This is a genomic window from Janthinobacterium sp. PLB04, assembly GCF_021165895.1.
GTDB classification, from domain to species: domain Bacteria; phylum Pseudomonadota; class Gammaproteobacteria; order Burkholderiales; family Burkholderiaceae_D; genus Janthinobacterium; species Janthinobacterium lividum.
The window spans coordinates 5,141,596-5,154,260 of the sequence record NZ_CP088968.1; the positions used below are offsets into that span (position 1 = coordinate 5,141,596).

General features: G+C 65.0%; 12 protein-coding genes. 1 reads left to right on the forward strand and 11 read right to left on the reverse strand.

Going from position 1 to position 12,665, the window contains the following annotated elements:
• Positions 1-9: 9 nt before the first annotated feature.
• Genes LSO07_RS22720 through LSO07_RS22735 form a run of 4 tightly spaced genes read right to left on the reverse strand, consistent with a single transcriptional unit; the run spans position 10 to position 3,101 of the window.
• A complete protein-coding gene (locus tag LSO07_RS22720) occupies positions 10-1,038 on the reverse strand; it encodes an FAD:protein FMN transferase (protein ID WP_151096631.1) in 1,029 nt (342 codons plus the stop codon).
• A 26-nt stretch (positions 1,039-1,064) separates the two neighbouring features.
• Positions 1,065-1,889, reverse strand: coding sequence for a DUF4198 domain-containing protein (locus tag LSO07_RS22725; protein ID WP_034783418.1), 825 nt, complete (start codon positions 1,887-1,889; stop codon positions 1,065-1,067).
• Between the two features lie 10 nt (positions 1,890-1,899).
• A complete protein-coding gene (locus LSO07_RS22730) occupies positions 1,900-2,415 on the reverse strand; it encodes a DUF2271 domain-containing protein (protein WP_034783417.1) in 516 nt (171 codons plus the stop codon).
• Between the two features lie 32 nt (positions 2,416-2,447).
• Positions 2,448-3,101: a PepSY-associated TM helix domain-containing protein gene (locus tag LSO07_RS22735; RefSeq protein WP_099394377.1), complete on the reverse strand. Its 654-nt coding sequence runs from the start codon at positions 3,099-3,101 to the stop codon at positions 2,448-2,450.
• A gap of 280 nt (positions 3,102-3,381) precedes the next feature.
• Between LSO07_RS22735 and LSO07_RS22740 the strand changes: the two genes are divergently transcribed.
• Positions 3,382-3,879 carry a pyridoxamine 5'-phosphate oxidase family protein gene (locus tag LSO07_RS22740; protein WP_070260468.1) on the forward strand — a complete coding sequence of 166 codons (498 nt, stop codon included), beginning with the start codon at positions 3,382-3,384 and terminating at the stop codon, positions 3,877-3,879.
• A 133-nt stretch (positions 3,880-4,012) separates the two neighbouring features.
• Here LSO07_RS22740 and LSO07_RS22745 read toward each other — a convergent pair whose 3' ends face one another.
• The 7 genes from LSO07_RS22745 to LSO07_RS22775 all read right to left on the reverse strand — a co-directional run bounded on the left by LSO07_RS22745 (position 4,013) and on the right by LSO07_RS22775 (position 12,634).
• On the reverse strand, positions 4,013-4,276 hold the full coding sequence (locus LSO07_RS22745; protein ID WP_034783412.1) for a hypothetical protein: 264 nt from the start codon (positions 4,274-4,276) through the stop codon (positions 4,013-4,015).
• Between the two features lie 206 nt (positions 4,277-4,482).
• Positions 4,483-4,845: a KGG domain-containing protein gene (locus LSO07_RS22750; protein ID WP_070281141.1), complete on the reverse strand. Its 363-nt coding sequence runs from the start codon at positions 4,843-4,845 to the stop codon at positions 4,483-4,485.
• 193 nt (positions 4,846-5,038) lie between these two features.
• Positions 5,039-5,713: a ligase-associated DNA damage response endonuclease PdeM gene (gene pdeM / locus LSO07_RS22755; protein ID WP_151096632.1), complete on the reverse strand. Its 675-nt coding sequence runs from the start codon at positions 5,711-5,713 to the stop codon at positions 5,039-5,041.
• Positions 5,710-8,169 (reverse strand): ligase-associated DNA damage response DEXH box helicase, encoded by a 2,460-nt coding sequence (locus tag LSO07_RS22760; RefSeq protein ID WP_151096633.1) that lies wholly within the window; start codon positions 8,167-8,169, stop codon positions 5,710-5,712. Before LSO07_RS22760 ends, pdeM begins: the two co-directional genes overlap by 4 nt.
• A gap of 7 nt (positions 8,170-8,176) precedes the next feature.
• Complete coding sequence (locus tag LSO07_RS22765) at positions 8,177-9,820, reverse strand: ATP-dependent DNA ligase (protein WP_151096634.1); 1,644 nt, start codon at positions 9,818-9,820, stop codon at positions 8,177-8,179.
• Positions 9,813-10,853: a ligase-associated DNA damage response exonuclease gene (locus LSO07_RS22770; protein ID WP_151096635.1), complete on the reverse strand. Its 1,041-nt coding sequence runs from the start codon at positions 10,851-10,853 to the stop codon at positions 9,813-9,815. The genes LSO07_RS22765 and LSO07_RS22770 overlap by 8 nt, the downstream gene beginning before the upstream one ends.
• 89 nt (positions 10,854-10,942) lie before the next feature.
• The gene (locus LSO07_RS22775) at positions 10,943-12,634 is read right to left on the reverse strand and encodes a RecQ family ATP-dependent DNA helicase (RefSeq protein WP_404811506.1); all 1,692 of its coding nucleotides are present in this window, start codon (positions 12,632-12,634) and stop codon (positions 10,943-10,945) included.
• Between the last annotated feature and the right edge of the window lie 31 nt (positions 12,635-12,665).

Here is a 12,665-nt window from a genome sequence, read left to right on the forward strand (position 1 = left end):
ATCAATCGTTCATTCGTCGAGCATGGCCAGCATGTGGCTGCTCAGCGTTTCGTGGTAGCCCTCGCCGTCGCGCTGCAGGAAGCGCGCGGCCAGGCCCTGCTCTTCGGCCAGCGCCATGCCGGCTTCTGGCCCCAGCACGGTCAGGGCCGTCGACCAGGCATCGGCCGCCATGCATTCGGCATGCACGACGGTGACGGAAGCGAGTTGGTTGGCGATCGGCATGCCGCTGCGCGGATCAATGGTGTGCGAGAAACGCACCGTGCCGTCCTGGAAGAAACGCCGGTAGTCGCCCGAGGTCGCCACGGACAAGCCGTGCAGCGCCAGCAGCATTTCCGCCGGATGCTGTGCAGCATCGGCGCCATCAACCTGTTCCAGCATGACCCACCACGGCTGGCCATCGGGCTTGCTGCCGGCGCCGCGCAGCTCGCCGCCCACTTCCACCAGGTAATGGTGGATGCCCTGGCTTTCCAGGTAGCGGGCCAGGCGGTCCACGCCATAGCCCTTGGCGATGGCGGACAAATCGAGCTGCAAGCCACCCGGCTGGCGCGCGCGGCGGGCCGGCAAGTCGAGTTCCAGGCGGCGGCGCTGGCGCTGCGCCAGCAGCAGCGCCACGGTATCGTCTTTTGGCGGCAGAAAGCCAGGCTCGTCATAACGGTTGCGGGGGCCGAAGCCCCACAGGTTGACGAGCGCGCCCGCACACGGGTCGTACGCGCCGCCGGACGCTTGCGACACGTGCATGGCAAAGCCCAGCACCTCGCAAAACGCGGCGGGCAGGCTGTGCCAGCTGCCAGGCTCGGCCCGGTTGAAGCGGCCCAGGTCGGACTCGTCGCTCCAGTGGCTCATTTGCGCAACCACCAGGTCCAGCTGCTGCTGCAAGCCCTGCTGCAAGTCGGCGCTGCCCGCGCGTCCCGGCATGGCGGACTCGAGCAAGCGTACCGACCAGCTGGTGCCCATCGACAGGCCGCGCAAGTCCCGGAGCGCGGCGCCGGGCGGCGCGACCTGATCGGAAATATGCTGCGGCAGCAGGACCCGGCGCATCGGCGCTCTCGTGACGATGCCGCCGCTTACTGCGGCAACACTTCCACGGTGGCCGCGTACGTCATGCGGCGCTCGGGCATGGCTGGCGGCTGGCCGGCCACGGCCGGTGCGGCCGCTGGCCAGGTGCTGCTCAGGTAGTACATGCCGGCCGCAGGGACCGTAAACGTGATCTCGCCCTTGGCATCCGTGCTCTGACGGATTTCACCGAGCACGCCACGGTAGCGCACGCCGCCTGGCACGAGGCTGAACGCCTGGTTCGCCGCCGGCTTGCCGTCGACCAGGAAGCGCCAGGTGGCTTTCTCGCCCGCGCGCAAGTCGTTCGGGTGCGTCACCGGCACGAATTCCAGGCCCACGCCTGTCGGCTTGAACACTTCCGTGCTGGTTTCGCCATTGCTGAAGAAGGTTTCCAGGCGCGCTGCCGTGCGCGTGATTTTCAGTTCTTGCGCGTCAGCCGGCACTTCCTTCTTGAACGTTTCCTCGTTGCCACGGAAACGCTTCTGCTCGCCATTGAGCTTGTAGCTGCCCATCACGTTTTGCGACACGATGGCCGCTTTATACGTGCCAGGCTTTTCCATTTTCACATCGAAGACGCTGCGCAAACGGCCCGTGACCGTGTTCGCCGGCGTGACTTTGGCGCCGTCCGGACCGGTGACTTGCAGCGCGTCCAGGCGCAGCGGCTGGTGGTCGATCTCGAACAGGCCGTCGGACACGGCTGCGTCCACCGTCACCCAGGCGTCCTTGCTTTCCACCATCGTGCTCGATGGCACCATCCAGCCGCGGTGGGCGTGGGCGTTCATGGCCAGGCCGGCCAGGGCCAGGGCGATCAGGGATTGGTTGAATCGATTGAACATGATGTGCGCCTTATGGTTTGAGTTGGACGACGACATTGCCGAGTTCTTCCTTGCCTTTGGCAGGCACGGACTGGGCCGACTTCAGCGGCCACTGGAACGGCACGCGCACCAGCTCGCGTCCACCCGCTTCGCGCGCCGCTTCCACCACCACCTGGTATTCGCCGGCCGGCAGCTTGTCGAGCAAGGCCTTGGCACCGGGGAAAGTCAGGGTATGTTCGCCCGGCGCACGCGTGGCGCCGCTGACGCCGTCAACGGGCATGGCCAGGTCGCGGCCGCTCTTGCGCCACCATTGACGCATGTCCTTCAGCCATTTTTCGCCGGCCTTGTCCTTCTTTTTCACGTCATACAGCACCGTCAGATTGCCGACGACCTTTTGATCGGCCGTTTCCAGCCATGCCGCCACGTAGGGACGGTGGTACTCCGCCACGTTCAGTTGCGGGATTTCAATCTTGAGGGCCAGGTCGGCCGCCATCGCCGAAGTGCCGATCAGGGGAAGGCCAAGCGCCAGGGAGTAGCGTAATTTCATGGTGTGCCTGTAAAAAGGAAAAATAAAAACGATCAGTGAATAAACAGCAAGGCGATCGCGCAAGGTATCAAGATACCGAGACCAACCATCGGCCAGGTAAATGGCCGGTTGGCCGCGTGGAACTTCAAAATCAATAGCCCCGTCAGGCAAAACACGATGCAGGCGCCGGCAAAGATGTCGATGAACCAGCTCCAGGCCACGCCCGTGTTGCGGCCCTTGTGGACATCGTTGAGCCAGGATACCCAGCCCCGGTCCGTCAATTCATATTCGGCGGCCCCGTCTTCCAGTCCGATGCGCACCCAGGCATCGCCGCCCGCCTTGGGCAGCGGCAAATACACTTCGTCGATCGACCATTCGGCGGGACGGCCGCCCGCATTGAGCGACCATTGCTGCTTGAGCCAGGCTTCGGCGGCGGCCGGCATGGGCGCATTGGCACCATCGTGCTTGGCGGCATACGCGGCCAGTTCCGTGACGAGGGGTGCCGGCAACGCCGCCTTCTGGCGCGTGATCGCCGGCTTGGATTCGATCTGGCCTGCGTGGTTCAGGGTGATGCCGGTGATGGCGAACAAAAACATGCCCAGCAGGCAAAGCGCTGAGCTGATCCAGTGCCATTGATGCAAGTTCTTCAGCCAGACGGCGCGGCTGGCGTTGTTCTTGGCCTTGTCTGCGGCGCCCGCATTACCCATCAAGCGCTCCCGGCAAGGAGCGGGCCAGGTGGCGCGACAAGTCAGTGTGCTTCATTCCCATCCTTCAATCAAAGTTCATGCGGACATTTTCAAACAAATGATAATGATTATCATTTATTAAGTCAATACATGGGGCGCCCCGCCGGGCCAGCGTTTTGTAACAGCTTTGAAACATGCACGGCGTGACAGGGCGATGCGCGCCGCTACGTAAGCTGCCGTACAGAGCCGCGAGCCATGCCCGCCTATGCTGTTGTTCAGGACAATCAAACAGGAGCACAACATGCAAGCGTATTCCAGCGAACAACTGGCCAGCATCGCGGCCAAGATCAAGGATGTCAAATTCGGCATGCTGACCACCAGCGACGACATGCGCACCCTCACCAGCCGGCCGCTGACGCAGCAGCAGGTCGACAAGGAAGGGCAAATCTGGTTCTTTGTCTCGGACGAGGCCGCCTACACGCGCGACTTGCTGAACAATCCACAAGTCAATGTCAGCTTTGTCGACACGGGCGACAGCCTGTATGTATCCGTCTGCGGCCACGCGCAGCTGCTGAAGGACCGCGCCAAGGCGGAGGAATTGTGGAACCCGCTGGTCAAAGCCTGGTTCCCGGGCGGACTCGACGATCCGAAGCTGTCGCTGATCAAGGTGACGATCCAGTCGGCCGAATACTGGGATAGCAGCGCCAGCAAGATGATGCAATTCTATGAAATGGCCAAGGCCGCCATTACGGGCGAGCCGCCGAAGGACTTGGGCGAACACGGCAGGGTCGATCTGTAGCCGAGTCGCCAATGTTACCCGCGCCGGCAAGCAGCCGGCGTTACTCCCCGTATGGAGGAATGGCCAGCCGGCGTGCGCGAACACGTCCAACGGCTGGCCCTGCGGGAATTACCAGACAGTCAAGATGGGAAGCTCAGACGCCGGTACTGCCCGTGGTGTCCGGCCCATCGTCGGCACTCTGCCTGCTCTGCCCGGCGGAACCGGACTGGTGATGGGGCAAGCGGTCGGCGCGCCGCACTTCGCCGATGGAAAACAGATCGTCGCCGATATCGAGGCCTTGCTCGCTATCGACCAGCACAAAGTTTTCAGCCGAGTCGGCCGTGCTTTGCTTGCTGCCCGCCGTGGATGGCGTGCCGCCCTGGCTATTGCCCGGTTGCGGCGTATTCGAGTTGCCCATTATCTTCTCCCTGATCATCGATGCGGTTGACTGCGAGGTGATTGCCAGGTGATCGCACATTGCCGGCGCAGCTCATTCATCATAGTCCATGCCTGCTGCATTGCATCAAAATTTTGCGGCTGCCGGACAGATGCGGCCATGGCCAGCGGCGTGCCTGCCTGCCGCTGGCCATGATCACTTGCTACTGCTCATGACTACTACTTGCACTACTGCTTGTTGCGCGAGCCCGAGCTCGATCCCGAACCGCCGCTTTGCTTGTTGCCACTGTCGCGGTTGCCTTCCTGGTTCATGCTGGCATTGTCGCGCGAGCCGCTGGAGCTGGCTGCGCTTTGCCGGCTGGCATCGTTCTTGTGACTTTGGCTGCCTGCGCGGCGGGCCTCTTCCGAGGTGAATTCATGCGCCGTGCCTTTTTCATGCGCGGCACGCCCCCCTTCGCTGGCGATTTCGCGCTGCTGGGCGGGGTCCATGGAAGCGAAACCCCGTTTGCTGGTATCGCTTTGCTTGTTGCCGCCGCTGCTACTGCTACTGGTTTTACTACCTTGCTGTTTATTGTCGCTCGATGTGGCCATGATGATCTCCTTGATCGATGGAATCAGAAACAGTGCAAACCATGCAATTCTTCCCCCTCGCATGGCAAGGGAACAGTCATCTTAGTGCGCACATGGGGCACAAGAAATAGGAGGATGGCAAGAGCGTATGTAGGATGTATCCCGCCTACGGTAACGCAGTTACTTTCAGTTTTCTACCAAAAGTACCAGACACTCAGCAGTTAGCGGGTAGTGCGAAAATCGCCGCGTCGGCCGTCACGTAAACGCGCTCGTCAGCGGCTGGCCGCACCGCATGGCCGCCCGTGAATGCGCCAAACGAGGGCAGGATGGCGCGATGCTGGCCCAGCAGGAAACACGGCAGGCGCAAGCCGCCCCTTTCAGCACGCAAGTGAAACACGGGATGCACGTGGCCGGCCAGCACATAACCGGGCGCGGCGGTGTCCGGATGATGGCAGAACGACAGATTGCCCACCTGATGCGGCTCATCGACCATGCTGATCCCCAGCGCGGCGGCCGGGTCGCCCGCATGCGCATCGTGGTTGCCGCGCACCACCGTCAATCGCACGTCCGGATGGCGCGCGCGCCAGGCCAGCATGGCGGCCACGGTGGCGGCCCCATGCGCGGCGCGCGCGTGCAAAAAATCGCCGAGAAAGACGATTTCCTCGCAAGCGTAACTGGCCAGCAAGGCGTCGAGCGCCAGCAGGTTTTGCGTGGTGGTGCCGCGCGGCACGGGCACGCCCAGCGCGCGAAACGCGGCCGCCTTGCCGAAATGGATGTCGGCGATGACCAGCATCCTGCGCGCGGGCCAATACACGGCCTTGTGCGCCAGCAGCCACAGGATCTCGCCGGCCAGTTCCACCACGCAGTGCGCTTGCTGCGGGCCGCTCATGCAGCCGCCTTTTCCAGCACGCTGACCAGGCGCGCTACCCGGTCCGACAGCTTTTCCGTCGTCAACTGTTCGCGGAAGCGCTCGACCATCAGGCCGAAGGCAAACGGCGATGCCCGCTCCAGCGCTTGCAGGGAAATCTGCCGGCCATGCAGCTCGCGCAAGGTGGTGCGCAAGCGCGTCAATTCCAGTTCCTGTTCCAGCACTTCGCGCTGCGCCTGCGTGAGCAGCAAATTGGCCGCGTCGTGCTTGCGGAACACTTCAAAGAAGAGCGAGGAAGACGCCTGCAGCTGGCGCGCACTTTTCGGCTGGCCCGGATAGCCCTGGAACACGAGGCCGGCGATGCGGGCGATTTCGCGGAAGCGCCGCTGCGACAATTCCGTCGCGTTCAGGCTGGCCAGCACGTCTTCCAGCAGATTGTCCGTGCTGAACAGGGGAAGATCGGCGCCGCTGGCGCCCGCCAGCAGCGGCGCATAATCGATGTCGTCCGCGCCCAGCAATTCAAAGCCGTAGTCGTTGACGGCAATCGACAAGGTCGCCGGCTGCACGCGCGCGATGCGGTACGCCAGTAGCGACGCCAGGCCCAGGTGCACCGAACGGCCCGCAAACGGATACACGAACAGGTGATGGCCTTCGCGGCTGGACAAGGTTTCAAGCAACAGGCTGGCGCGCGTGGGCAGGCTCGACCATGCCTGCTGGATGGCCAGCAGCGGCGCCAGCGCGCGCATTTCCGGCCCGCTGGCCTTCCCTTCTTGCGCCAGCTGCAACTGGTCCAGCACGGCATGCGCGAGTTCCGACGACAGCGGCATCTTGCCGCCCTGCCAGCGCGGCACGGCGCCGCGGCTGCCTGTTGCGCGCCGCACGTAGGCCGTCATCTCGTGCACGCGCACGAATTCCAGGATGCGCCCGCCAAACAAAAAGTGGTCGCCCTGCTTCAGGCGCGCGATAAACGATTCCTCGATGCTGCCGATGCGCGCGCCACCGAGAAACTTGACCTGAATGGCCGCCTCCGACACGATGGTGCCGATGCTCATGCGGTGGCGCCGCGCCAGGGCCACGTCCGGCACGCGGTACACGCCCTCATCGTCCGGCAGCACTCGCCGGTATTCCGGATACACGGTCAGGCTTTGCCCGCCGCGCGCAACGAAGTCGAGCGCCCATTGCCACTCGTCCAGGGTCAGGTGGCGATACGACCAGGCGGCGCGTACTTCCTCATACAATTGGGCCGACTGGAAGCCGCCACCCAGCGCGATCGTCACCAGGTGCTGCACCAGCACGTCGAGCGGCTTGTCCGGCACCGGGCGCGCTTCCAGGTGGCCCTGCGCCAGGGCAGCGCGGGCAGCGGCCGCTTCCAGCAATTCCAGGCTGTTGGTGGGTACCAAGGTGACGCGCGAGATGCGTCCCGGCGCGTGGCCGCTGCGCCCGGCCCGCTGTACCAGGCGCGCGATACCCTTCGCGCTGCCCACCTGCAAGACCCGCTCGACGGGCAGGAAGTCGACGCCCAGGTCCAGGCTGGACGTGCACACGACGGCTTTCAGTTCGCCCGTTTTCAGGTGCTGTTCGACCCACTCGCGCACTTCGCGGTCCAGCGAACCGTGGTGCAGGGCGATCAGTCCCGCCCAGTCGGGCCGCGCATCGAGCAAATGCTGGTACCACAGCTCGGCCTGCGAACGCGTGTTGGTAAATACCAGGGTGGTGGCGCTGCCCTCGATCTCGGCGATCAGGGGCTGCAACATCTGGATGCCCAGGTGGCCGCCCCAGGGAAAGCGCGTGGGGTTGACGGGGATCAGGCTGTCGACAAGGATGCGCTTCTTAATTTTACCTTCCACCAGCACGCCGGCGTTTTCCTCGCCCAGCAAGACGTCCTGCGCCTGCTGCAAGTTGCCCAGGGTAGCCGACAAGCCCCACGTCATCAGGTCTTCCTGCCAGCGACGCAAGCGGGCCAGGGCCAGTTGCACCTGCACGCCGCGCTTGCTGCCCATCAATTCGTGCCACTCGTCGACGATCACGGTTTCCAGCAGGCTGAAACGGTCCCGGGCGTCCGCCTGGCTCAGCATCAGGGACAGGCTTTCAGGCGTCGTGACGAGCACCTCGGGCCAGGCCTTCGCCTGCCGCGCCCGCTGCGCGGCGCTCGTGTCGCCCGTGCGCGCCTCGATGCGCCAGCCGGGAGCGAGCTCCGCGCTGGAACCTTGCAGCGCGCGCACAGTGTCGGCGGCCAGTGCCCGCATGGGCGTGATCCACAGCACGCGCAAGCCCTGCTTTCTCCCCTTGCCCGCCAGCCGCTCGGTGCGCAGCAAGGCGCCGAACCACACGGCATACGTCTTGCCGGAACCCGTGCTCGCATGCAGCAGGCCGGAGCGGCCCTGCGCGCCAGCACGCCAGACGGCGCGCTGGAACGGAAACACCGTCCAGCCGCGCGTGACAAACCACGCATCGATTCGCTGCGCCGGTGTACTCATCGCTTGCTCATGTGGTCTGGGCCAGCATGGCCTTCAGGGTGACCAGCGTGTCCGCGTCGGCGATGGCCTTGTCTTCGCGCCGGCGCAGGATGCGGGGAAAGCGCACGGCGATGCCCGCCTTGTGGCGGCTCGACGCAGCGATGCCTTCGAAACCGATCTCGAACACCATCGTCGGCCGCACGCTGCGCACGGGACCGAATTTTTCTATCGTCGTCTTGCGGATGGCGGCATCGACCTGGCCGATCTCCGCATCCGTGAGGCCGGAATACGCCTTGGCGAACGGCACCAGCTTGCGTTCTTCACCGCCCTCCTCATCCGTGTCACTGTCCCAAACGGCAAAGGTGTAGTCCGTGTACAGCGACGCGCGCCGGCCGTGGCCCGCCTGGGCGTAGATCAGCACGGCGTCGATGGCATACGGGTCGATCTTCCATTTCCACCACGTGCCCACGTCCTTCGTGCGGCCCACGCCATATGCGGCCGACACAGCCTTGAGCATCAAGCCTTCCACGCCGCGCGCCCGCGATTCGCTGCGGATGGCCGCCAGCGCCTCCCAGCTTGCCGCCTCGATGCGCGGCGACAGGCGCAGCGCGGGAGAATTCACGCCGGTCACCACGGTTTCCAGCAACGCGCGGCGCTCCAACTGGGGCAGCTGGCGGACATCGACGCCATCGATTTCCAGCACGTCGTAGGCCACCAGCACGGCGGGCAGCTCGGCCAGCAGCTTGGGCGACACAGTCTTGCGGCCCATGCGTTGTTGCAAGTCGGCAAATGGCGCAGGCACGTCACCCGGCTGCCAGATGAGGATTTCGCCATCGAGCACGGTCCCCTCGGGCAAGGCCAGCTGCGCCAGTTCGGGAAAGCGCTCCGTAATCAATTCCTCGCCGCGCGACCACAGCCAGTTCACGCCCTCGCGGCGCAGCAACTGGGCGCGCATGCCGTCGTATTTCCATTCGGCCAGCCAGCCGCCGATGTCGCCCAGCGTCTCCGGCCCCGCCTGCAAGGGGTGCGCGAGGAAGAACGGGTAAGGCTGGCCGCCGCGCAGCGCATGCTCGCCCTCCGACTGCGCGGCGATCAGTTTGAGAAAGCCCGCGCCCGTGGGGCTGACCTTGCCATCGGTCCAGCCCATCAGGCGCTGGGCGATCAGCTTGCTGTCGACGGCCGCGATGGATGCCAGCGCGCGCGTCACCAGCAATTTTGACACGCCCACGCGAAAGCCGCCGCCTATCAGTTTGAGCAACAAAAACCGTTCGCGCGTTTCCAGCTCGTCCCAGTAGGCCAGCAAGTCGGCGCGGATGGTGTCGGGCGCCGCGCCGCGCAACGGTGCGATGCGCTGCTCGACCCACTCGGCCAGGCCGATGTCGCTGCGCCTGGCGGGCGCGGGCAGGATCAGGGCGATGGTTTCGGCCAGGTCGCCCACGGCGTGGTAGGCCTCGTCGAACAGCCAGGCATCGAGGCCCGCCCGCTCGGTCGCGTACTCGCGCAACAACCTGGTGGGCACGGCCTGGCGCGGCTTGCCGCCGGCCAGGAAATACACGGCCCAGGCCGCATTGTCGGGCGAGGCGCCGCGAAAATAGGCTTGCAGCGCCGCCAGCTTGCGGCTGGTCGAGGTGGTTTCGTCGAGTTCCGCGTACAGCCGGGCAAAGTCACGCATGGGTGACGTCCTCCGCTGCCGTGGACGCACCGGGCGCATTGTCATCGGCCTCGTCGTCGCCATATTCCGTCTCGAAGCCGCCCGCCTGCCAGCCGTTCTGCTGCAGCCAGCGCACCATCACGGGAATCGAGCCATGCGTGACGATGATGCGTTCAGCCTGCGTAGCCTGGATGGCTTGCATCAGGCCGGGCCAGTCGGCATGGTCGGACAGGACAAAACCCCGGTCCACGCCGCGCCGCCGGCGCGCGCCGCGCAGCAGCATCCAGCCGCTGGCAAACGCATCGCTGTAGTCGCCGAAACGCTTCATCCACGGCGAGCCGGCGGCCGACGGCGGCGCGATCACCAGCGCCGTCTTCAGGGCCGCCTTGTCCGTGACGTTATCGACCATGACGGTGGCGGGCAAGGCCACGCCGCACTCGCGGTAGACCTGCGTCAATGCCTGCGCCGCGCCATGGCAGATAATGGGACCGATGGTCGCGTCCAGTCCCGCCAGGATGCGCTGCGCCTTGCCGAAGGCATAGCAGAACAGCACGCTGGTGCGTCCCTCGGCCGCATTCCTGCGCCACCACTGGTTGATATCGTCATAAACCTCCTGCGGCGCCTGCCAGCGGTAGATGGGCAGGCCGAAGGTCGATTCCGTGATGAATGTATCGCAGCGCACGGGCTCGAACGGTGCGCAGGTGGGGTCGGGCTGCAGCTTGTAGTCGCCGGACGCCACCCACACTTCACCGCCGTGCTGCATGCGCACCTGGGCCGAGCCCAGCACGTGGCCGGCCGGATGCAGTGACACTTGCACGCCGTGGTGTTCTATCGTGTCGCCATACGCGAGTGCCTGGATGGAAACGGCGCCCAGGCGCGCGCGCAGCACCTGCTCGCCGGGAGCGGCGCACAGGTAATGCCGGTGTCCGACTCTCGCATGGTCGGCGTGCGCATGCGTGATGATGGCGCGCTCGACGGGGCGCCACGGGTCGATGTAGAACTGACCCGGCACACAATACAAGCCTTCCTTGCGCACCACCACCATGTCTGTCATGCCCTGCTCCCTGCGTTAAAAAAGCGCGTTGGAATGGGCTGATTCTAGCGCGCTTGCGGCAGATCACTGTTCGGCAGCGCACCATGGCTTCATGCGGGGACAACGAATTCCGCCATGAAGGTACGCGTGGTGTTTTCTGGAAAGGCAATGGTGACCTGGTCGCCCGCCACGGACAGCACGGTGCCGATCTGATAGCGGGGCACGCGCACGCGGCTGCCGACGGCGATCTGGGGCGCCGGTGCCGGCGCAGGTACCTGGACAGGCGCCGGCGGCAACTCGTCCAGGGTGATGGGCGCGGCCAGCGCGGGCGGCGACTGGCAATTATCGCAAGTGCAGCAGCGCTCGAAATCGCCGGCATCGCCAAAGTAATCGAGCAGCAGTTTCCAGCGGCACAGGCCACTTTGCGCATATGCCACCATCTGCTCGAGCGCCTGTTTGTCGCGCTCCTGCTTGTCGACATAGACTTGCGCCAGCTGCGCAAACGAGGGCGTGGCGGCCGAGGGAGCTTTCAAGCTGTAGCCCAGCTTGCGGTCCTGGCGCAGCAGCTTGCCGTCTTTCAAGAGTTTCAGGCACACCTTCAAATGGCCGTCGGAAAACTCGGGCAGGCTGGACGCCAGTGCAGCGAAAGCAAAGGTGGCGGGCAAGTCTTGCGCGGCGGCGACGATGGCCGCCAGTTCGTCAGCCGTGGGATAGTGTTTTGCCAGAAAAAACTGCTGCACCCGCTTGTCCTCCTGGAAATACAGCAAGGTACAGTCGGCGGGCAAGCCATCACGTCCCGCCCGGCCCGATTCCTGGTAGTACGCTTCCAGGTTGGCCGGCACCTGCAAGTGGATGACGAAGCGCGTGTCGGGCTTGTCGATGCCCATGCCAAAGGCGTTGGTGGCCACCATGATGCGGCGTTCGCCGTTCATGAACAGGTCCTGGTTGTGCTTGCGCTCGCGCGCCGCCAGCTTGCCGTGGTAGCACGTGACGCTCTCGCCCAACTCCCCCAGCCGCGCCGCCAGGTCCTCGACAGCCTTGACGGTGGCCGCATACACGATGCCCACGCCCGCCGTCTCGCGCAGCAGGCGCAAGACTTCGTCCTGTTTCTCTCCCGCATTCGTGACCTGGATCACGCGGTAGCGCAAATTGGCGCGGTAGATGCCGGTATTGATCACCTGCAGCTTGCGCGCTTCCAGTTGCGCGTCGATATCGTCTACCACTTCGCCGGTGGCCGTGGCCGTCAGCGCCAGCACGGGCGGACGGCCCAGCGCGCGCAGGGCGGCCGCGATTTCCAGGTAGGCGGGACGGAAGTCGTGGCCCCACTGGGAGATGCAATGGGCTTCATCGATGACGACCAGGCTGGGCGGCGAGGCTCCCAGCAGGGACAGGAAGGCGGCACTGGTCAGACGCTCCGGTGTGCAAAAGATGATGATCCTGCCGCCCTGGCCGATGCGGGCGATGGCCTCGTCCTCTTCCGCGCGCGACAGGCTGCTGTTGAGCTGCACGGCCGTGATGCCCAGTTCTTGCAGCTTTTCCAGCTGGTCTTTCATCAGCGAAATCAGCGGCGACACGACCAAAGTCGCGCCGGGCAACAGGGCGGCGGGCAGCTGGTAGCACAGGGACTTGCCGCTGCCGGTGGGCATGATGGCCAGGGTGTCGCGCCCGGCCAGCACGCTGTCGATGACTTCCTGCTGACCCGTGCGCAGCCGCGCCACGCCAAAGACCGAGCGCAGCAGGCGCTGGATATGCTTGCCTCGCTTGCCGGGCTTGCCGGATTGGTTCGCTGCACTGCTCATCATTGTCGTCCCGAAAGTAACACTGCGATGCCGG